The sequence below is a fragment of the Pseudalkalibacillus sp. R45 genome, from assembly GCF_052246725.1.
Taxonomy (GTDB): Bacteria; Bacillota; Bacilli; order Bacillales; family Fictibacillaceae; genus Pseudalkalibacillus.
Window position 1 is genome coordinate 1036123 of record NZ_JBQQCL010000001.1, and the last position, 23031, is coordinate 1059153.

Genomic DNA, 23031 nt, shown 5'->3' on the forward strand with positions numbered 1-23031 from the left:
CCTGATCATTTCTTCTTAAGTTCCTCATAATCTTCTTCGGTATATGATTGGTTAGGATCCCAATTCGAGAATCTATAATCTTCCTTCGTCACTTTGTCGTTCGACTCAATCGCTTGTTCCAACGCCTTATTAGCGTCATCGGTTAATTTTTGCAAGGTACCTTCCAAATCTTTGACCTGCCCTGCCAAATAACCGAGGAATATATCCCCTGTACTGGTACGTGGCGCCAGCTCCTGATATTTCAATGCCACCTCTTCCACGGCAGGATTCCGGTTCTCTGGATTTGGAACGAGAATATTTGTATCATTCATGATCTGTTGTATGTCTTTGTATTGAGGAAATCCTACTTCTCCATCTTCAGCTATTTTTGCCGAAGCCAGGGAGCCTGATTTGTCGATTTCATCATATATATGTTCTCTTAAATACGTCAGAAAAGCTTTGACTTCTTCCCAGTGCTTTGTGTTCTTAGCGACCATGATCGATTCTGTTGCTCCTCCTCCATATGGTCTCATCGCTACAGTTCCCGCTTCTTTCGTCGGTAGTGGTGCCGCACCCCAATTTTCAAACTGAAATTGTTCTTGCAGAATGCCACCCATCCAGTTCCCGTTAATGATAAAAGCGCTTTGCCCAGAGGCGAATAGGGCTTGGGCTGATGCAGATGTTGATTCTAGACTTTGGGGACTGATCACATTATTATCCAATAGTTCTTTGAAAAATTGAATTGTTTCAATATTCCCTTCAGTAGCGAAGTTGAAGTTCCCTGTCGCATAATCCATGCCGCTGTCAGGTGAAATCGGGAAAGCCATCTGTGAAATGAAGCTACTGTTCAGCCACGCTGATTTAGCACCCAGAACCATGCCATAGATCTTACCATCTGATTTTTCATGAATCTCTTTCCCTACTTCCAGCAAATCATCCCAGGTCATCGGAAAATCAACCTCTACATCCAGGTCATTCAAAACATCTTTGTTGTAATACAGCATCGTTGTGCCATGAAGTCCCGAGGATAGCGGAAATGCATAGATTTTACCTTCAGCTGTTATATTACTTCCCTTATAAAAGACACCTTCTACATACTCATCAACAACCTCTTGAGGAAACAGGCTATCCAGGCTTTTCAACCGATCAATTTCCACTAGTTGGGTAACAGTAGTAGTAGGTGGTCTGACAAACATGTCCGGCAGTTCGTTGTTGGATATCGCTGCTTGATATTGCGGCTGTGCTGACTCTACGCTGAGGTTTTGCAATTCAACCTTGATGTTCGGATTCTCTTCTTCAAAAGATTCAATCAGCTTTGTCAGATATGTTTCCGCCCCATTGACTCGATTCCAGAGCTTTAACGTCACCTCCCCATTTTCAGATGTCGTTTCATCCCCACTTTTGCAACCCGTCAGCAATACACAAGAAATCATAGCCATGACCAGAAATACTCCTAAGACTTTTTTCATTAAAATGACCTCCTTACATTACATGAATTTTTAATTTTCAGATATTTAAAAAGATACATTTTCAATCAATCGGATCGGTTAATGAATTACTTGACAGCCCCTGAGATGCCTTCAATGAAATAGCGCTGCATGAAGATGAAGACGATGATGACCGGAAGTAATGAAATGGACGCACCTGCTGCCATACCTGTCCAATCTGTCTGATACTCTCCTACAAATGTAAGCATTCCTACTGCCAGTGTCCTTAATCCCGGTTGATTCATAGTAAGGACAAGTGGAACGAGGAAAGAGCTCCAAGTCCAAATGAATTGCATAATTGCAACTGTTGCGATTACCGGTTTTGCTGTAGGTAGGATGACTTGCCAAAATGTCCGTACAAATCCGCATCCATCCATCTGAGCTGACTCTTCCATCTCTATTGGAACCTTAGAAAAAAATGCAGCGAATAGAAGGATGAATAAAACGTGTGCTCCAGCTGATTCTGCTACAATAATACCTAGTAACGAATCGGTTAACCCCATTTGATCCATCATTTGATAAAGAGGGATGATCGTGTACCCTTTCGGGATAAATACAGTAGCTGCCACACAGGCGATGATCGCTTTACGCCCCGGAAAGGCAACACGGCCTAAGGCATAACCAGTCAAACAACTTAAAATGACAACGATGATGACGACAGCCAACGTCGTAATTACGGAATTGATGAAATAATCAGCAAAATTAGCTGCCTCCCAAGCACGGATATAATTTTCCCATAAGATTTCCTTGGGTAATGGATTTACTCCTGAAATGATGAATTCTTGGTTGGATTTAAGTGAAGAAGAGACCATCCAAATAAATGGATACACCCAAATGATACCGACTCCGATTAAAATGATATGGATGACCAAACGCATGACTTTTTCGGATTTCATAGGTTCCCAGCTCCCTTCAAACGTTTCCCTTTTGTTTTATTGGCTCTGGCTACTAACCATGCGAACACCAAAGTGACTAGGAACACGAATATGCCGAGTATGACACCCGCTGCTGAAGCGAATCCGACACGTGCGCTTCCTAACTCAGAGCCGAAAGCAAACCGATAAATGAACAGTTCGAGCGTGTCAGTTGCATAATAAGGCCCGCCATTGGTCAACGTTTTGACAAGGTCGAATACATGCATACTGCTCACGACTGTAAGGAAAAGGATTGTAGCCCCTATCGGCTTGAGAAGCGGCAGGGTAATGTATCGAAGTGTTTTCCAGGGACCTGCACCATCAATCTTCGCAGCTTCATAAAGCTCATACGGAATCATTTGTAACCCAGTCAACCAATAGATCATCGTAATACCGATAGACTTCCATGACCCGACAAGTATCAAGATGATCATGGCAAGGAGAGAGTCCGTCAGCCATGGGATGAATTGGTTGATAAACCCAATGTTCAATAAAACGGTGTTCACAAAGCCTTGCGCACCGAAAATATTAGCCATGATGATACCGACAATGGAGGTGGTGGTTACAACCGGTAAAAAGTAAATAGTCCTGTAGAAGCCTTTGCCTTTAAGCCTGGGCATGTTAAGGATCAACGCCAGAACCAAAGCTACTGATACTGAAATGATCGTGAAAAAGAAGGTATAGATGAGGGTATTACGAAAGGCTCGATAAAACTCTTCACTTTTCAGCAACTCCATATAATTTGAGAGTCCGATGAATTCGTCCAAGGGACCGATTCCTGTCCAATTGTAGAACGAATAGACATAACTCATGATAATCGGATATATAGAAAGACTGAAGAATACAATGACCTGAGGCAAAATGAATAGATAAGCCCACATATATCGACTTCTTGTTTGTGTATTCACCTTTCTCTTCCATTTAATGGTTACATTCTTCTTTGCTTCTGTTTGCACTTGACCCCCTCCTTGATAATCTATCAGGTAATCAAATCTACCATTCTGCTAATGTTCCGTCTTTATTTCGCCAAATATTGTCTCGTAAATCCCATCTATGATCCCTGTCTCTTACCAGGTCTTCATTGATTGAAATTCCTAATCCTAATCCTTTCGGCGGATAAAGGAATCCGTCTTTTATTTCCAATTCCGTAGAATCTACTAAATAATCGTACATCTCCCCCTGTTCTAACCCGTTATAGCCAGTGTTATAGTGGATTCCAAGGCTTTGTTCTTGCATGACTACATTTGACACACACATATCAATTTGTAGAGAAGCTGCCAGCGAAATTGGTCCGTTTGGACAATGGGGTGCTAACAGGACATCATATGCTTCTGCCATTCTTGCCAGTTTCTCCATTTCATAGATTCCGGTAAATGAGACATCTGGTTGTATAATGTCAACGATCCTGGACTCGAACACCTGCTTGAAATCCCATCGATTATACAGACGTTCTCCCGTTGCAATCGGTGTACTTGTTTCACGGAGGATAGACGGCAAAGCATCATTATGTTCACTTAATAACGGTTCTTCAATCCACATCAGACGGTAGGGCTCCAACTCCTTGATGAGTACCTTTGCCATAGCTCTATGTACACGACCGTGAAAGTCCACAGCAATTCCGAGATCAGTGCCGAATTCCTCACGAATCGAAGCGACTCTTTCAACAACGGATTCGATTTTAGAAAATGAATCGATAAAATGCAGTTCTTCTGTCGCATTCATTTTTATGGCGGTAAACCCTTGCCTTACTCGCTGTCGGGCATGTTCAACGATGTTGGCAGGTCGATCTCCTCCCACCCACGCATATGCCCGTACCTTTTCTCGGACTTCCCCTCCAAAAAATTCATACACCGGCATCCCATAATATTTTCCTTTTATATCCCATAAGGAATGTTCAATTCCAGCCAGAGCCGTCATCAATATTGGGCCACCTCTGAAAAAGCCTCCCCTATATAGTCGTTGCCATATGTCCTCTATTTTTCTAGGGTCTTCACCCTTTATCAATTTTGCCAAGTCCCGTATAGCTCCAATTACAGCGTTCACCCTTTTAGGGACAATACTTTCTCCCCATCCAACAAATCCGTCATCTGTTTCCACACGGATAAATATCCATCGCGGTGGTACACAGAAAGTTTGTATATCGGCAATTTTCATCCTTCTTCACCTCATGATTCCCATCTTATTAGTCTATCTAAGTCAATACTTTATTTCGGTTAGTTGAAGCCGCAATGAATTCACTAGCTCTTTTCTGTAACAAGTCCCATCTTTTAAATCTGACCAAATCCTTCCCCAACAATTGGACCCCGATCCCGATCGCACATGCCCCAGCATTAAATAGGTCTTCGACCATTTCTAAGCAGATACCACCACTCGGCATAAAGTCAATACTGTCAAGGGGGCCTTTGAGCTGGGTGATAAATTCTGCTCCGAGGTGATTAATGGGGAAAACCTTTATGATATCACCTCCGTTTCTGTAGGCAACCTCTATTTCTGTCGGGGTCATCGCCCCAGGTATCGATATCAATCCTAGTTCCTTCGTTCTTCTGATCACTTCCACATTTACATTTGGAGATATTATGTATGTGGCTCCTGCATTCGCAGCCTCCTCAACTTGTTGAGGAGTCATTACAGTCCCTGCACCGATCAGCACTTCTTCTCCAAATTCTGATTGGAGCATCTCGATGGATTCAATGGTACCGGGTGAGTTACTCGTCACCTCGAACAAACGGACACCGGCATCAAACAATACCCTTGAAACTTCTAAGCATTCAGCTGGTTGAAGCCCTCTATAGATCATGACAACGCGGTGCTCTTTAATTGCTTGTAAATTCCCTTCTAAATCATGCATAGAAACGTCTCCTCTTTCTTCAATATTGTTATTTCACAAGATGTGTAAACGTTTACACACTGTAACTAAAAAAATGAGAATGCCATTCACCCTCGATACGATCCTTTTATCGATAGTTCCATATTTGGAACTATGTCCTCTATATAGATTTTCTATCATTATAGTTGAGTCGACTTCACGTGTCAACAACTTTTTTAAATATTTAGACAATTAAAGTGGAATTGCGATAAAATTCGTTTAACATGGATTTAAAACCATAGCGATTGTCAGACATCCTTGTTAGCACTGTAAAGTAAATAAAAAATCCCTTGATCGAGCATGTGAACATAAAATCATTCACATTAACGATCAAGGGACATATCCCAGACATATCGATATTTTTTCAGAGATTTCCTTTACTTTCTCAATCAGACCTTCTGCATCCTCCAAAGAGAAACGGAAGGATGGTCCGGAAACACTGAAAGATGCAACAACCTTCCCATTTTCGGAAAAAATAGGAGCAGCGATACAATGAATTCCTTCTCGGTTTTCCATCCGATCAAACCCGTAGCCTAACCTCCTGATACTTTCCAACTCTTTCTCCATCATTTTTTTGTCGGTAATTGTTTGTGCAGTATTCTTGGTCAAGCCCACTTCAGAATAGACACGATTACGCAAGTTTTCAGACATATAGGCCAATAGAATTTTACCTGCCCCAGTGGAATGGAGAGGGATGTTCTTTCCGATTCTTGACAATAACCCCACCGATTGGGGACTATCAATTTTATCAGTATAGATTCCATATAAACCGTCAAGTTGGACAAGATGCACCGTTTCTTGGGTTTTTGTCGATAATTCGTGTAAATAAGGACGAGCCACTTCTTTAACATCATTATTATTCATTACAATGGAGGAGATACGCAGAAGCCGATATCCCAATTTATATTTTTTAGTGGAATCATTTCGAATCAAATAACCAGATTCAGTAAGAGCTTGTGCTATTCGATGGACAGTGCTTTTACTCAAACCAGTGTTCCCCGTCAGAGAAGCTATTCCCAATCCGTCTTTATCTGCACGACTTATTGCTTCAATGATTTCTAAAGGTTTTAGAGCAGGATCTCTTTTATTCACTTTCTCATCACCCAATCATAAAATTCTATATGATGAACTACGTATCATATATTATGCCTCTTTTTCCTTTTGTTTTAAAGAGCTGGTTGTACAAGACTGCGAATCGCCTAATTTCCGGTCATCCACCAATAACAAAAGTGTGTTCCTGAGTTACGATAATGGCAAGGAATTCCGCTTAACGAACGATCTTGCCTCCTCACCTACAAACCGTGATGGAGGGGGCTTGGCTAAAACGTTCTACTCTAGTGAATTCCTTGCACATATTGTCCTTTCAATTCAATACATTCATGAATGGATCAAATCTCATACCCTTTTAACAGGATTTCAGCCAATGAGGAGGAGGCAGAGCCATTTCCCCAATCAAAAATCGTGAATTCTCCGATTTGATCTGTATCATTTTCGCCGTGATGGCAGTTCTCCATTTCAAATCCATAATCCACTTCACTAAAATGAGGGAAGATCTGTTCATATTTTTCTTTGATCAAAGGGTTTTCAGGACAATACATCAAATAGAACGAAGCCTTCATGGCCCAGATCCCCCTCTGTTTGTATTCGGCATTTCCCGTTAAACGGTAGTAATCCAAACAAGTTAGAGCGAATAAGCTTTGTCTGGCATCATTCCACTCATCATCGGATGTCATCACGCCGAATCCCCCGAAAGCCGGCATCCCAAGATACGGTGGATTCCAAATAGATTGATAAAGTGATAGCTCAGCCAGAACCCTCTCCCCTTCACATAGGTACTTTTCATCTTCCGTCACCATATATAGTTCTTTTAACGCTTCTGCAGTCCAATAGATGGAAAAATTACATTGGTGATACAACCCGCTTCGCTGATCTTTTTCCCCATACTTTTTTCCTTCCCACTGTCTCGAACATGACCAATACAGCTCAAAATCCTCGAAACGTCCTTCAGGAATCACATGCTGACTGACAAATTCCATTCCCTGCTTTGCCGCTTCCAACATTTTTTCGTCTTTTGTCAGGCTGTAATAGTTGGCCAGAAACCAAACATGCATGGACGTTTCCGCACTGTCGCTTAAATAGGAAGAGGGCATACCCGTTTCCTCATGCACCCAACCCGGAAAGCTCCCGTTTTCATGTTGAAGCTCGATCAATCGTTCAGCGTATGGCTTTGTATACTCCAACAGCCGGTCATCCTGTTCCAGGTCACGATACCACTTCAGCATCCATAAACAGGTCCACGACGAATCCAACAAATGATAATACCCTTCATGATGGTCTGGCCTGCGGTTAGAATGGCCCCAGGTCCCATTTTCCATATCAGATTCCGTATTTGCCCAGTAAACCGAAGGAAACAGCCCCCCTTTTTGAGGGGCACTCAGTGCAAAGTTTTTGGCCAGTTCTGCACGTTGAACCATATCCTGACGGTTCCATCTTTCTCCCCATTGACGGTAACCGTAAGCACTTCGCAAACTGGAAAACCAGGACTGGTTCCATAAACTTTTCTTTTCCCTCCATTGGTCTTCTTGGCCAAAACCAGGAGATTGGACACCGCGTACGATCAAGACGCAGCCTCCTACTGTTTGACCGTCCAATTCGAATTGCTGCCACACAAGATTTTCCCAGTGTTGAAATGCCCAATCATACGTATGTTTTGCATACACCTCTAAATCTTTCACTGAGTCCGTAACCTGGTGGTCAACAATCCGTTCAGGTCGATTCTTATCCCCGAATCGCTCCCATAAAAAACTTGTCACTGGTCTGAAATCCCTTTTTTCCTTCATCTCCTGCCATTGGATGAGATAAAAGCGGAACAAGACTTGACCCTTTTCCAATAGAATGGGTTTCTGAACTTTTTGATGGTACACATGCCTCGTTTTTTCATAATGGGACAACCCGTAAAAAAGGGTTCGTTCAGGTTCTATATAATCCATTACATGAGGTGCAATCCGCTGGCTCTCTAAAAAATCAAGATCAGGGACGAGCGCTAACATATCCTGTCCCTTTTCTAAAATAATAGCCGGTGAGCGAAACGCGAAATCACCAATGACCATCTCATCCTCAGGTGCAAGGTGCGGTTTCCATAGACAGGTGATCCTGGGATCAGCCAGTTCCATATCCACCTGAATTTGTGACACTTCAGTTGCCGATCGGTTCCACCGTGCTTCAATTTCAACCATTTGTCTGCCTTGACCACTTTCCACCTCTCTAACATGCATATCGCAAGCAGAGGGCTGGAACTTGATCCAATTTCCTAACCAGTCCGGTATTTGTGCGTTCATTCGTTTTCCCCCTGTAACGCCAGAATATTGGGATTACTGTTCGATTCTCTCAACAGCAGAAATCGGTGTCAGATCTGTCAATGATTTCGCTAAAAACAATTCTGCATAATAGCCTGAAGCATTGCCCGGCATCGAAAATCCCCCTGTAAAGGTCTCAGAAACTCCAGATGGAATGGCTTTTGTCACTCCAGCTACATTGACGATTGAATCGTGTTTGTCATAAAGGACCACGACAAGGGAGACCGTTTTGGCGTCGCTTGTGTTATTGGTGATCTCAGCGCTGCCCTTTACGAATCCCTTTTTAGGGAGCTTTGTGATCGGATTATCGTCCTTATCCGTAAACAGAACATCCTGAAGCGTATATTCCTCCCCTGTGACCTTTACAGTTCGGGTCACCGGCGTCGCCTCGTTCCCATCATAATCCTTTACATCATAAGTCAACGTATAGGTCCCGACAATTTTGGTGTTGACCTCACCTGTCACTTCGATCTTGTCTGTCAAATTTCCATCCAGTTCATCAACAGCCGTAGCCCCAGGGTCAGTGAAAGCCCCCCCTAATGGCACTTCCATCGTTTCCTCCCCGTTCAAAGTAAGGGCAGGCGGATTTGAATCGACTTCAACTAACATATAATCGTCGATTTGAACCCATGTTTCTCCATTCGCCCACATTCCTGTAAAGACTGTAACGAATTCATTGTCTCCCGAATTGAAGCGCACGGTTTGTTTCGTGTACTGATCATTTCTCTCATATTTCGTTTCTTTTATGATCCCTCCATCCTCTCCACGGACCCCGAAATAACCGGCATTGTTATTTTGAGACGTTTTGACGAACCCTGTCAGCTCATATTCCGTGTTTCTCTCAACAGGCACATTTTGGGTAATGGCATTCCAGCCAGAAGAGTTCCGTAACCATGTATTTTGACTGCCTGCTCTGGATGTCCCAATGTTTTGGTCAATTCCACCTTCACCACTCTCCAGATCCCATGGATCATCGATCGTCTCTGACGTTTGGTTTTCAAATGAAGGGTCTTCGATCAAATTGGGACTGGGTGAACCTGGATTCAATTCAGATTTCATCAACACGACATTGTAAGGACCCCATTCAGACATGACAAAATACAAATCTTTTCCGTCATTTGACCAAGGGTGGATGAAGCCTCCATATAGTCCTGGAAATTCTTCACCGGTCGCAACTTCGGTTTCAGCAGACCAACCTTCCGTCAGACTCGATGAACTTCTCATGACCATGGCGTAGCGATTTTCATTCAAATACAACATGATCCATTTATCATAATAGGAATTGTATTGGACGGATAGCTCACTGACAGGTGCATCGACCACTGCAACAGCCGCAGACTCATCATTTTTCGTCCAGTCTGAACCATTCCAATATTCATATTCCTCTTTCACCAGCAGATCTTCTTCAGGGACTTTCGCTAAATAGGCATGATCGAACCTACCTGCCGGAGTTCCGAACATATAGACATAACCATCTTTTTTCACATAGGCCGCTTGTGTGAATTTACTGCCTTCTGGCCATTTGACCCCTGACTTCGTCCATGTTTGTCCTTCATCATCGGAGTATGCAATTTCAGAGAAATTCGTATTCCATCTTCCATTTGCGCCCCAATTCTTGATTTGCATGTAATGGATGAAGTGCTTATCCCCGACGGTTACACCTGCTGTCGGGATGGCAGTAAAATCACCATCTCCAGATGTATCATGCTCGGAATGGATGATCTCTTTGGCATAGTTGTCATTCCCTTCCTCTGTAATCATGGATGAAAAGCTTAATCCATCCGAAAGATCCTGATCCGATGAAATCGCCAATACATTACCTCTCCAGCCATCAGGGTCACCACCACCTCCGAAGCCACCCCAGCCATCATCATATGTATCCCCAAAAGCCAGCATCACTTTTTTTTGGTCAGGGTCTGTCGTCGCATCCCATATAATACCTAGATCGGTCGCTCTGACTCCATAATTTTCTGGTGTCTGATTCGGGTTCGGAATCGTTTCTCCTTCGAGTGTAACGCCTGTCACTCTGGCAATTTTCTTCGCTTTCGTGGCGACCAGCCCTGTTGAGCCTTGTTCTGATCGGGCTGTTGTCGGAACGGCTATCGTCACAATCAGGATGAATGATAAAACAACAAATGATATCGACTTGATCTTTTTCAAAATGATCCTCCCCATTCACTTGAATTATTAAAATATTCAAATAATTAGTTGTAAAAAAATTTTAAGTTAGCCAGGGCTGTCCCATTCATGACAAACTCTCACCTATCTAACACTATTGTGAGAAAAAGCGTTCATTCCCACAACAACCCCACTTGCTGATTCCTCGGTCAAATGACCTCTAAATCATTCTTATCCGGTAACTTTTCATATGGTTGATGTGGTTCGGTTTGATACCAATACGCTACGGAAGAAATGTCATCCTGCAGTGGAAGGTACCGATGTCCTGATCTCCACCCAAGGGCTTGGATGGTGACTTTCAGATCTTCTTCAAATCGGATCGGATCCATCACATGCCAACGGTACATGCCGAACCTTTGTTGTGCCCGATACAGTCCATCCGGTTTGATCACCTGGTGCATGCCTAAGTATGGGGTGGAGTATGTCCTATACTCTCCCTTAGGCTGCTCCCAGTTCCAGGCTCCTCCGAAATAATCCTCCGTACCTGTACCGCAAATGGTCGGGTACTCGTCATCCCCATCCATGTAGAATTTGACTTCACCTTCTCCCCACCAATTGTTGCTGTTGACCTGCCACGCCATATAGGTCCCAACATAGTGACCTTGCCCTTTAATGCCATCTAAAATGGTGTGGACCTCCTTGTAAGAAAGTGGATTGCTACGGTTCCATTGAGCATGAAAGTACGCTGCATCGTCTGGCACATCTGTCAAAGCGTAATCCACTTGGTAATAAAGGATCATATTTTCTTCTGCAATATTTTCAACTGTAATCTTGCAATGCTTACGGAATGGCATTTCCCAATAACAGTTCATACCGCCAGCAGGGTTGACTGCAACAGGGAGGGAGTTGACATCGCTTCTTTCACACCAACCATTACAGAAAAAGTCTCCTAAGGGCACTTCAACAGAAGGTTCCGTTTCCCCATCCCAATACATGCGAATAATTGATGTACGCCAATGATTAGGGTGGCAAGTCAACCAAATGTGTTGAATCGCTCCAGGCCCTGTTATTTCAGCCATCGTATGAGTGGACTCACCTTGGATTTCAACTGAAGGCGATACCTTCCACCCTTTTCCCAGCTCTCTTGCTGGATGGGCACCGGTCCCTTCTTCCGCCATAGCTCCTTTCCCTTTCTCACCTGTAAAGTTTTCAGGGCTTATGGATCTTGTTTTCGCTTTCGATAGTCTTGATAGATTTCCTAATCCCATTCCTAAACCATTGAACAATGTCGTTCTCCTCCTTTAATTTGATAAAATAGAATTGTCTTTTCCTCGTTGAAACGATAGAATAATAGTGTGTAAACGATTACAGAAATCAAAATCTTTTATGTTGGAGTGGGTTCTATGGAAGCCGGATGGATCGGTAATTTGTATAGATTTTCGTATTGGCTTACAAAATTCATCTATCTGAATGTCTTATGGATTTTGTCCGCAACACTCGGTCTGTTTGTTCTCGGCTTTTTCCCCGCTACGGCTGCCATGTTCACAGTGACCCGGAAGTGGTTGTCAGAGGAATCCGACCTCCCGATATGGAAAACATTTTGGGCTGCTTATAAAAAGGACTTCTTGAGAAGCAATCTTTTCGGGTACATCCTCTGTATAATCGGGGCTATCTTCTATTTGGATTTATCAATCGTACGAGACACTTCCAATCATTTCTTGCAGCTAACCTATTATCCATTGCTGGTGGTTATTTTCATTTATTTACTGACATGCCTATATGTCTTCCCGGTCTTTGTTCATTTTGAATCCAGATTATTGCACATGCTGAGAAATGCCGTATTGATCATGATCATGAACCCTTTGATTTCCATTTTAATGGCCATTGCTGCTTTGGGGATGTATGGTCTTACTTTCTTCATGCCCATTTTCATCCCCCTCATAGGCGGGAGTGGAACCGCATTTATATTGACGTGGTATAGCCATTATGCATTTCGCAAGATTCAAAAACGGAAAAAACGGTCAATGAACGCGGGGGCGTACACCGATAAGGAAGCGATGGGACGATAAAAACGTGTCGTCGCTTTGTCTTTTCATCTCATCCTACCCTTTCATTTCGTACAATCAAGACATCCAACCCTTTGATGATCAATTCCCCTGAAACATGTTGATCTTGCAGGACATCGTATCCATCTTCCAGCAATACGACCTTTGTGGATTCATCTTTTCGATTTATATAAAAAGTATAATGATACTTCTCGTTCGACCTTGTGGAAACATAAACTTCTTCAGGAAGATCCGTAACAGGAAGATCGATATCCGTTGCAATGTCGGATAGTAGATCATGGCAGAGCTTTCGATTTCCCATCACACCGATATAATACACCACTCCATCTCCATACTTGTTTCTGGAGATGGCCGTCCTCCCTGCATAAAATTTTTCTTTGTACGTTGAGATTGATTCAGCCTGTTTGAGTTTGAGCATGTCTAACCAAACCTTCACCGCGTATTCCTTCCCATTATAAGTAATTGAATTTGAATACTTGTCCGGAAGGACTTCAAATTCATCCACCACTACTCCAGCCATTTCTGATAAGAGCCCTGGCCAAGGGGTGTCAATGGTCGTATTCGACCAGGACTTCATCCCGCTTCTGGCTCCGATTAGAAGGTTCCCCCCTTGACGGACATACGCTTCAACGTTTTTATAGATTTCATCACTTACCATGGACATGGATGGCGCAATCACGAGTTTGTATTTCGACAAATCAGCTGTCGGGTCAACGAGGTCTGCTGTCAGCCCCATTCGATTCACTTCTCGATAATAGTCTAAGAGATGGTCCCGATAATCAAAATTTTTATATTGTACATGTGCGTCATATGCCCACATCTGATCATAGCAGTAAATGATCGCAATCGGTGCTTGAACCGTTGTTTTCATCAAATCTTCGCCAAACTTCTTCAATTCATCCGTCACTTGTTGAACTTCATAATACGCCCTTCTTGGACTTCCATCATGACGAAGGAGGCCGTTCGGGTTTTGTTCCCCACTATACCGATTGGATCGCCAGCGATAATACATCACCCCATTTGCCCCTCTGGCAATGTCCTGGTACGTCCACAACCGGATAAGTCCTGGTTCAATGGCTAAGTTATAATCACTGTAATTAAAATATCCGTTCTTTTGTTCCATAACCCAATGTGCCTGATTCTTCACCGCTCGATAATGATCGTGTAAAAAACATTCTATATGATTATCTCCATCTACATGAGGATAGCTATCCCAACTAATGAAGTCCAGCTTGTCAGCTAAACGATAGGTATTTAAATTGGGATACCAACCAAGGGCATTATGCGTCAAGAAATGATCGGGTGCATAGCTGCGAATGATCTCCGCTTGCCGATTCAGATGATTGATGGTCGAGTCAGAACCAAATCTAGTAAAATCAAGCTTTTGACTGACTGATATGGTCAATTGGTCAGCTGATGGTAACGTAACTTCTTCCCACTCGTTATAGACTTGACTCCAAAAACAAGTCCCCCACGCTTCATTCAGTTTCTCTAAAGAACCGTACCTTTCTTGCAGCCACTTCCGAAATTCAATGGTACATTCAGGACAATAACAATCGACATTCCTTAATTCATTGTCGATTTGCCAACCAATGACAGCTGGATGTTCGGCATAATGGGCAGCCATTTTTGTCACAATACGATCAACATAAAAGATGAACGTTGAATTATTATGGCAATGCATCCCTCGATCTCCGTGAATTTGTCCAAAGCGATTCGTTCGAACGACTTCAGGGTGCTTATGTCTCAGCCAGACGGGAGAAGCTTCAATCGGGGTTCCAAGGATAATACGCAGTCCTTCTTTTCCAGCCATACCCATGAAATCATCAAGCCAAGTAAAGTCGAACTCTCCTTCTTCCGGCTCTAAAAAAGACCAGGAAAGCTCCGCTAATCGCAACACGTTGATACCTGCATCTTTCATCATACGAATGTCTTCTAGCCATCTTTCACGTGGCCAATGGTCCGGGTAATACCCAGCTCCTATCGTAATCGATTCTGGTTGTTTCATGGAATTTCCCTCCTCGATCGTTTAAAAGGTGTGTGACCTCCAAGTAAAGCAAATGACTTGTGAACATTCACCTTTGTGACAATAATTCTAAAATCCTCATGGCTTACTCCTTTTAGAAGTTTAGTCACGTACATCTAATTCAGGCTTGAATATTTCATGGACTGGTTCTTTTGCATGTCCATTCAATTGTTTGAGCAAAATTTCACCTACTTTGACGCCCATATCATATGGGGATTGTTTTATACAAACGATACCGGGGGGCTTCAATAGCTGGGAGGCTTCCGTATCACCATAAGACACGACCACGATATCATCCGGAACCGTGTACCCCATTTTCGCTAATTGAAGAATCACCCCAAACGTCATCGTATTATTAAAGGAAAGGATCGCCGTCGGTTTTTGATCAAGGGTAAAGAAATGTGTGACAGCCTCTTCCCCATCCTCTTGATTGAATTTACCATTGAAAACAAGCTCGGGGTCTTCCTCGATTTGAAACTCCCGAATTGCCCTCTTATATCCTTCATACCGCTCTCTACCTGTACTTACCTCCAGGGTTCCATTAATCACTCCAATATGGCGATGTCCTTTTTGAAGCAAGTATTTGGTTAATTGATAAGCCCCTTCTACATTGTCTTCCACAACTGAATCTAAATGACCGGACTGATTGCCTAGCTTTCTATCGATCAGAACAACCGGTACACCCGTCTCTTGGATCTTGGTGATGGTTTCGTCATTTTCACTGGAAGTCGCGAGGACAATGGCCTGGACTCTATTTTTAAGAAGGGCATGTAATGTTTTTTCCTCTTTATGAGGATTCTCATCACTGCTCACAAACATTAATATATAGCCGCTTTGCTCTAACGTATCCTCGATTCCTTTTGAGATCCTCATAAAATATGGATTTGAAATATCCGGAATGATGACACCGATGGTAGAGGTCCGGTCCGTCTTCAGACTTCTGGCAATCCCATTCGGCTGATAATTCAACTGTTTAGCTACGGAAAGGACCCTGTCCCTGATTTCTGCACTGGCATATCCATTATTATTCAAAACCCTTGAAACGGTGGCGGTTGAAACGTCTGACATTCTAGCGATATCTTTGATAGTTACATTGATCAATAGGAACACTTCCTCGTCAACTGAAATCGTTTACATACGATATTAGTATAATCATTGCTCCGTTTTATTGAAACCTTCAGAGTCGGATTACACAATTTCGGGTTCATAGGAAGATTTAATCTCATCATGCAGCCGTCTTTCCCGTTCAGTCCATTGATTATCCCGATGATCGTCCATTAATCTGGCGTGCAGCATCAATTCGAACAGCTCACTCCGTAGTGCCTGATATTCTGGAAGCGGATATAAATTATCCATCTCCATCGGATCCTTCTCCAGATCATACATCTCACCGTCACTAAAATTGGAATTGTACCATAGCTTATGTTTGTTCGTCCGAATTCCCATGGCGCCGTCTCCATCCGCAATGGTCACATATTCTCTGACTGTTGATCCATCTTCGATCGAAGGTACTAATGAATGACCAGGAAATGAAACATCTGGCGAAAGGCCCATGATGTCAAATAACGTCGGGGCATAGTCAATACTAGAAGCAAGGGCCTCTACGCTCTTACCGGCATGACGTCCATCAGGGAAGCGGATCATGAATGGAAGTCGGATTTCAGATTCATATTGCGTAGCCCCTTTATTGAAGATGCCATGTTCACCATGTAGCTCTCCATGGTCCGATGCAAAAACAATCAAGGTATGTTCTAACAGGTTTTTTTCGATCAATTTATCCATCAATATTCCAACACAATCATCGACCATTTTCAACATAGAATAATGGCTGGCAATTCCTTTCCGGACCATTTCATCTGTAATGTCACCGAACATATTATTAAAATGATCGACCCGACGGCGATAGGCTTTGGATTTCGTCTTATATTCGTCTATGTGACAATTGACCGGTAACGGAACATCATCCGGCTTACAAAAATCAAGGTATTTCTCAGGCATGACATAAGGTTCATGAGGGGCATGGAATCCGACAAACAAAGCAAAGGGCTCGCTATCACTGAGTCGATCCAATGTCTCACACGCCCGACGAGCAATATGGATGTCATAATAATTTTCTTCAGACTCAGGTGAAGCAGTCGGATGAAAGTGATCCCAGCCTTCCTGATTCCCGAATGATTTTCCGACAGGAACCTGGATGTGAAAACTACCAGCATGGATCATATGGGTTTTTCCAACCGATACGCTCCGATATCCATTTTCCCTCAGTAACTGCATCCATGTTGTTTCACCCTCTGTACTAAACTTCCGATTCCCGCTCACGCCAACTTTCCAAGGTTGTCTACCAGTCAAAAAAGCATGTCTAGACGGAACGCATGGTAAGCCAGCAGTATAAAAACGGTTGAAGGACACGGATTCTCGTCGAAGCTGTTCCATGTTGGGGTAGTTCGCACAAGGATGGCGGTCTTCCCCGATGGAATCAGCACGCTGCTGATCCGTCATGATGAATACAACATTCATGTTCTGCCTCATTCCGATTCCTCCCATCATTTATAACTTCTACTTTATGTGGAACGATCAAATTTCGATCAAAAGGACACTTTTTTGGGGAATGGATAGGGTCAACGTACTGAGTTCCTCAACCAATTCCACAAACTTACCATCCACGTGAATCTTTGCAGTTGTCTTTCCCTGAACATATCCTGCTGGATTTACTGTTATTTCTTGATCCTCATTGCTGACATTTGCAAAGAATAGTCCGATTTGGCGTCCGGGGCTTTCCCATACCGAATGGACAATCGAATCCACTGTCAGTTCTCCGGAATCGTTGTATTCTTTAAAGTTCTTTGCACAGTTATAATGGGCCCAGCATAGATTCACTTTTTTACAGTCGAACTTAAGCGGTCGTAACATCTTCCCATACGCTAAATATTTATTTCCCACACCTGTCCTAACATGGGCAAACTTCGAAATATACTCTGCACGTCGAGGGGAAAAGGGATAGCCCTGTGGTTCAAACGGATAGTAATGTTCCTCCCCCGTATTTTCAACGCCATCGATTGCCTCTAACGGACTATATTCATAGTTTAATTCGTACAAGCCACCCCAAAGGTAGGTACGGGCGACAGTAAAGTAAAATAGGTCACCGATTTCTTCAACCAATTTCCCCCATCCATCCAGTCGGACGGGGCCATATTCATGATAGACATAGGTGAACATGGGGATGAGCTCGGCTTCCCCGGATTTCATCAACTCTCTGATGTTCCAACCTTCCAATGGTGCAGCTGGCTGTGCTCCTGCCCGCGCCTGATAATAATCCAATATATCCAGGAACACTTCATTCATCATCTCTGTACCCATCGGGATATAGGAAAGGTCTGCCTTTTTCATCATGGCTTCTTTCGTTTTGATATAATTTTCCCGATATGCCATCGTGATGTGTCTGCCTGCGCCTTTTGGATGACCATGTGATTCATCCATGCAGATTTTCAAAATATTATTTGCAGAAATATCGTAATAGATGGAGTCGACGTTTGCTTCTTCCTGGAGTCTTTCATCTCGTTCAATATGAAATCTTTGAACATAGGGTTCAGCTGGACAAATGAGCGAAAACTTATATGCATCGATGCTTTTTTCGGCAGGTATTCTTTGCAACGCCTTTTTGCCTGACTCTCCATCAGCCCCATTCACATTAAATAGATAGTCGAATTCGAACGGCGCATATTTATCACCGTATGAAGCCATCGATTCTAAATTCTTTTGATTGAACTTTGTCGGGAACCAATCATCCAGTCCACCAGGAACCCCGCTTCCGAAGCTTTGGATTTGATGGGTCCAGTCTGGTCCAAGAATATGGAACATTTTTGTTTTCAAGTGATCATGATGCGTTTGAAACCACTGCGTCCGATCCGAACCAGCATTGATCCCGAATGTCGAAACACCCATTTCTTCCAAGAGCCAATCGCATTTTTCACTTTCATCAACCTCAGCCAATGGGCCTTTCTGACACCAATATTGTTGAGTTGCCCAGGTTTTATAAATGTCTGCCCCTTCATACCAACCCTGGCCATCCAAAAGCTTAACCACAACCGGATAGCTTACATTGATCCCTTTAAATGGACCAATATCTTCATAACCATGGATAAAGGAGGCTTCAAGTAATTGGTTCTCATTTTTATAAAAGTTCAACCACTTCGCGTAGCTTTCCCCATCATAAGCGGCAAAATAGAGCCCGCCTTTCCCTTGTCCAAAATAACTGAAAAACTGCATCGTCGCTCCGGAGAAACCTTCAGGATATGGCATGAATCGCAGACCATTCCATTCGGTTGTAAAATTCACCATCGGATTATGAATGGAAACCCCCGTGGCAAAACTATGAGCGAGATAATCATCTTGCCCATTCTCTGTGATTTCTCCAATATTCGGGATAATCGGATATTCCAGGCTATAAATCTCATTGTCCGATTCATTGGAGACATCACTATCAAAATAGATTTCATTGGTATCGGAGTTTAATTGGATCATCGCCGTCATTGTTATCTGATCCGAAATCGCCCACGTAAATTCATATCCATGCCTTTCTTGGTCAAATTGAAGCTCTCTAAAAGAAAAATGCTGAAAATCGGCCATCGTCCTCTCATTGATTTCGAACCGAAAAGGGTCAGCGTCCAACAGCCGCGGGATATATTCGATCTCTCTTTGCTTATCATACAATCGTTTGATTGCGCCTCTGTCTTCATCAAATGAGATGGACAGCCAATCATTCTCTAGAACGAGCATCTTGAGTCCTCCTATGTATAGGATACGCGGTTATTTTACGATGAACCGATCAGTCTTCTATGATGATAGTCTCTCTATCTGGAGAAGAAAATGAAATAACGGCTTTCAAAGGCTCCTGACTCGTGCAATAAGCATAATGCTTCACACCTTTCGGAATACAAATGACGTCACCTGGCTGTAAAAGATAGTTTTCGTCTCCGATCTTGTGATCACAGGTGCCAGATAATACGTAGAGAACTTCCTCACAATTAGGATGAAGGTGGTAAGGATTTCTTTTTCCGGGAAAAATAGTGACGACACCCATAGTAGATTGCGCTTCTTGCATCAATTCACTGTTAACCAACCAGGAAAGCTGCCCCCATTCCAAATCTATTATATTGTTCTTTACAGCTTGCTGAATCAAATGTCTATAGTTCATGCTCCACCTCCTTAGTTGCTCGGTTCACTATCACCCGTTTGCCTTCAGGTGTTATCCGATAAGCCTCAAACATCTTCAAGATTTCTAACGATTGTTCAAGTGTCCCCTTCCTAGGAGGCGTTCCATTCAAAATGCTGTGGCAAAAATGGTTTACCTCTTGGACATAACCTAAATAGAAAATATTCTTATTGTATAGCTGTCCTAATGAAAATTCAGGCTCCCAATACAGTGGTGCTTCCTGTTCTTCAACTAAATATGAAGAACTTCTTCCATACATTGGAGGCTTGGCTTTTCGAAAATAAGTCACTTTCACCCCATTATCGACCACTACATTTGCACCCTCACCAATAACTTCGACTCTTTCCAGTGGACTACCCGAAGATCCACCAGCTGTTAAATGCATTGTACCAACTGCTCCTGACACAAACCGAATATTCGTCACGCTTCCCCCATTAAACGGTTCCCTTTCGTACGAGAAAGAAGCGATTTTCCCCATTAGATAGAAGAGGATTGAGCCTGGATGGAAGATATGATCCAAAAACCACTTCATTTTCGATAGATCGTCCCGTTCTTCAAATGGTGGCAAGTTCTGTGGATATCGAACATAAATCGACGATGGTATGCCGAATTCAGGAGAGGTGATGATTTCCTTTACTTTTTCAATAGAAGGAAAAAATATCTTCTTTAATCCCGTCATGACATAACGGTGTTTCTCTTGACTTAATTGAAGCAATTCTTTCGCTTCCTCTACACTAGATGCTGTCGGTTTTTCCATCCACACATGGCAGCCCATTTGTAATGCATCCTTAGCAAGCTGTACTGCTTGGACACACCCATCTGCATCGTACGACGTCACAATAAACACAGCATCCGGTTTTTCTTTTTCCAACATCTCCATATGATCCGTGTATGATCGCTCGGCACCGAATTGACGCTTATAAGCATCGGCTTTTTCCATGTCCTTATCACAAATCGCAACCAAGTCTATCGGCGTATATTGGAAAGTTGGATAAATGTTTCGAAAGGAATGTCCTCCTGCACCAATAAAGCAAACCCTTACTTTACAATCATATTCGAAGTTATACCGGATATAAGATTCCAAAAGAACGCCTCCTACTTGATTCCAGAAATTTTGATACCTTCAATCAAATACTTTTGAAAGAATAGGAACAATATGATGACAGGTAAAGCGGAAATGGTGGAGCCTGCCATGATCATGGACCAATCACTGCTTTGTTCGGATCGGAAGTAGGCGAGAAGCTGCATGATCTGGTATAACCTTTCATCCGAAATCGTCATGATCGGCCAGATCAAGGCATTCCAATACCCTAAGAATGCGCCGATCCCTACTAGTACAAAGACAGGTACGGATAATGGCAAAAAGATATACCAATAAATTCGGAAACGGGACGCTCCATCAATCAATGCCGCTTCCTCCAACTCGACTGGGATATTCAAATAGAACTGCCGTATTAAAAATACATTGATTGCAGACGCAATCCCTGGAATGATGAGAACGGCTAATGTATTCAACATTTTAAGCTTTGCTACAACAATGTAAGATGGAATCAGGATCGCCATGGATGGGATGAACAACGTCATGATGACGTATATCCATAATTGATTCTTGAATGGGAAATCCAGTCTTGCAAAGGCATACGCTGCCATTGAATTGACAAAAATGATAAGTATAGTAAAAATGACCGCACCCAATAAGGTGATGAAAATCGATCGCAGGAACGCATCTGACTGGAAAAGCTCAACATAGTTCGAAAAATGCCATTCTGACGGAAAGAATTTAAATGGATAGGCCAGTACTTCTGACTTTGATTTGAACCCGGCAATCGCCATCCATACAAGGGGAAATATGGATATCAATGCAACAATCAACCCGATGATATTAAGGAGACTTACTTTTAATTTACTTTTCACATCACTCACCTCCAGATGTCAGCCATCCAATCCTTTCTTTGAATTCAAAACCTTGAAAATGATTGCTGAAATGATCCCTAACACAATGAACAGGACTAATGCAGAAGCAATGGTGTATCCCATATATGGATCACTCTTGAAATGATTATAGATGAATAGGTTAGGCATCATCGTTTCATTCAATGGACCCCCTCCTGTCATCATATAGGGAAGGTCAAACTGTTGAACTGCACCTGTCGTCCCAACGACTAACAGGTACAGAAAAATATTCCTCAGCAATGGGATCGTAATGTGAACCGCCTTCTGAAAGGCATTTGCCCCGTCAATTTCAGCTGCTTCGTAATAGGATCGTGGAATATCATTCAAGCCTGCAAGCATGATCAATGTCGTCATTCCAAAACCAAGCCATATTGCTGGAACCGAAATGCTGCCTAATGCAAATTTTATTTCAGTCAACCATGCAATCGGTTCAATACCAACTACTCCAACTAAAAAGTTCGCTAATCCACCATAGTAATCATAGATGAATAAGAAAATGATAGATGCGACCACCCCAGAAATGACATGTGGAATATAAATGGAGCCTTTTAGAAATCCGCTTACTTTTCCACCGACCGTTTTGATCAAGTTTGCGAACAAAAAGGCTAAGACAAATTGAACAGGAATGACTATAAGTGCAAACTTTAATCCTACCCAAAGGGACTTGTAAAATTGATCATCATAGATCACCGATTTAAAATTATCAAATCCGACAAAAACCGAATCCTGATAAAAATTCCATTGATAGAAGCTTACAAAAATCGCGTAAATCAACGGAATGACAACGAATGTCGACAACAATACAAGTAGTGGAAGAAGCATGAGATATGCGGTTGTTGTATCTTTCTTTTTCATGAAATACATATTTTTTGCCATAGTCACCCACCCTATTAAGTGAAACTTTCACCAAAGGGAGACCCTTTGTCCCCCTTTGATGATGAATTGGATAATCGGGGTGTTCACGTCCTCCAGTATGAAACATCGCCTTACTGGATGTCATTTGGACGGCTCCACCGGGATCAGCAGGAGTCTTGAGACTATGAATCTCTCGACC

General features: G+C 42.8%; 18 protein-coding genes. 1 reads left to right on the plus strand and 17 read right to left on the minus strand.

Features of this window, described 5'->3' with window-relative positions:
- Positions 1 to 5: 5 nt before the first annotated feature.
- From ACTWQL_RS04855 to ACTWQL_RS04895, 9 genes are all read right to left on the minus strand, one after another.
- Positions 6 to 1448, minus strand: a complete 1443-nt coding sequence (locus ACTWQL_RS04855; RefSeq protein ID WP_443141274.1) for an ABC transporter substrate-binding protein — start codon at positions 1446 to 1448, stop codon at positions 6 to 8.
- 86 nt (positions 1449 to 1534) lie between these two features.
- Entirely contained in the window at positions 1535 to 2362 is an 828-nt protein-coding gene (locus ACTWQL_RS04860) for a carbohydrate ABC transporter permease (protein ID WP_443141275.1), read from the minus strand.
- Complete coding sequence (locus ACTWQL_RS04865; RefSeq protein ID WP_443141276.1) at positions 2359 to 3336, minus strand: carbohydrate ABC transporter permease; 978 nt, start codon at positions 3334 to 3336, stop codon at positions 2359 to 2361. Before ACTWQL_RS04865 ends, ACTWQL_RS04860 begins: the two co-directional genes overlap by 4 nt.
- Positions 3337 to 3373: 37 nt before the next feature.
- A complete protein-coding gene (gene dgoD, locus ACTWQL_RS04870) occupies positions 3374 to 4534 on the minus strand; it encodes a galactonate dehydratase (protein ID WP_443141277.1) in 1161 nt (386 codons plus the stop codon).
- 37 nt (positions 4535 to 4571) lie between these two features.
- Positions 4572 to 5228 (minus strand): bifunctional 4-hydroxy-2-oxoglutarate aldolase/2-dehydro-3-deoxy-phosphogluconate aldolase, encoded by a 657-nt coding sequence (locus ACTWQL_RS04875; RefSeq protein ID WP_443141278.1) that lies wholly within the window; start codon positions 5226 to 5228, stop codon positions 4572 to 4574.
- A 348-nt stretch (positions 5229 to 5576) separates the two neighbouring features.
- Complete coding sequence (locus ACTWQL_RS04880) at positions 5577 to 6338, minus strand: IclR family transcriptional regulator (RefSeq protein WP_443141279.1); 762 nt, start codon at positions 6336 to 6338, stop codon at positions 5577 to 5579.
- Between the two features lie 296 nt (positions 6339 to 6634).
- On the minus strand, positions 6635 to 8584 hold the full coding sequence (locus tag ACTWQL_RS04885; RefSeq protein ID WP_443141280.1) for a hypothetical protein: 1950 nt from the start codon (positions 8582 to 8584) through the stop codon (positions 6635 to 6637).
- 33 nt (positions 8585 to 8617) lie between these two features.
- Complete coding sequence (locus ACTWQL_RS04890; protein WP_443141281.1) at positions 8618 to 10762, minus strand: DUF4185 domain-containing protein; 2145 nt, start codon at positions 10760 to 10762, stop codon at positions 8618 to 8620.
- 167 nt (positions 10763 to 10929) lie between these two features.
- On the minus strand, positions 10930 to 12006 hold the full coding sequence (locus ACTWQL_RS04895; RefSeq protein WP_443141282.1) for a glycoside hydrolase family 172 protein: 1077 nt from the start codon (positions 12004 to 12006) through the stop codon (positions 10930 to 10932).
- A 117-nt stretch (positions 12007 to 12123) separates the two neighbouring features.
- Here ACTWQL_RS04895 and ACTWQL_RS04900 point away from each other — a divergent pair, with 117 nt between their 5' ends.
- Positions 12124 to 12789, plus strand: coding sequence for a YesL family protein (locus ACTWQL_RS04900; protein WP_443141283.1), 666 nt, complete (start codon positions 12124 to 12126; stop codon positions 12787 to 12789).
- 28 nt (positions 12790 to 12817) lie between these two features.
- Here the strand turns inward: ACTWQL_RS04900 and ACTWQL_RS04905 are convergent, their stop codons facing one another.
- The 8 genes from ACTWQL_RS04905 to ACTWQL_RS04940 all read right to left on the minus strand — a co-directional run bounded on the left by ACTWQL_RS04905 (position 12818) and on the right by ACTWQL_RS04940 (position 22853).
- On the minus strand, positions 12818 to 14794 hold the full coding sequence (locus tag ACTWQL_RS04905) for a beta-galactosidase (protein WP_443141284.1): 1977 nt from the start codon (positions 14792 to 14794) through the stop codon (positions 12818 to 12820).
- Between the two features lie 120 nt (positions 14795 to 14914).
- Positions 14915 to 15913 carry a LacI family DNA-binding transcriptional regulator gene (locus ACTWQL_RS04910; RefSeq protein WP_443141285.1) on the minus strand — a complete coding sequence of 333 codons (999 nt, stop codon included), beginning with the start codon at positions 15911 to 15913 and terminating at the stop codon, positions 14915 to 14917.
- An 87-nt stretch (positions 15914 to 16000) separates the two neighbouring features.
- On the minus strand, positions 16001 to 17341 hold the full coding sequence (locus ACTWQL_RS04915) for a sulfatase-like hydrolase/transferase (protein ID WP_443141286.1): 1341 nt from the start codon (positions 17339 to 17341) through the stop codon (positions 16001 to 16003).
- A gap of 45 nt (positions 17342 to 17386) precedes the next feature.
- On the minus strand, positions 17387 to 19588 hold the full coding sequence (locus ACTWQL_RS04920; protein ID WP_443141287.1) for a DUF6259 domain-containing protein: 2202 nt from the start codon (positions 19586 to 19588) through the stop codon (positions 17387 to 17389).
- A 49-nt stretch (positions 19589 to 19637) separates the two neighbouring features.
- On the minus strand, positions 19638 to 20006 hold the full coding sequence (locus tag ACTWQL_RS04925) for a cupin domain-containing protein (protein ID WP_443141288.1): 369 nt from the start codon (positions 20004 to 20006) through the stop codon (positions 19638 to 19640).
- On the minus strand, positions 19996 to 21108 hold the full coding sequence (locus ACTWQL_RS04930) for a Gfo/Idh/MocA family protein (RefSeq protein ID WP_443141289.1): 1113 nt from the start codon (positions 21106 to 21108) through the stop codon (positions 19996 to 19998). Before ACTWQL_RS04930 ends, ACTWQL_RS04925 begins: the two co-directional genes overlap by 11 nt.
- Positions 21109 to 21119: 11 nt before the next feature.
- Complete coding sequence (locus tag ACTWQL_RS04935; protein ID WP_443141290.1) at positions 21120 to 21938, minus strand: carbohydrate ABC transporter permease; 819 nt, start codon at positions 21936 to 21938, stop codon at positions 21120 to 21122.
- Positions 21939 to 21956: 18 nt separating this feature from the next.
- The gene (locus tag ACTWQL_RS04940; RefSeq protein ID WP_443141291.1) at positions 21957 to 22853 is read right to left on the minus strand and encodes a carbohydrate ABC transporter permease; all 897 of its coding nucleotides are present in this window, start codon (positions 22851 to 22853) and stop codon (positions 21957 to 21959) included.
- Positions 22854 to 23031 lie beyond the last annotated feature (178 nt).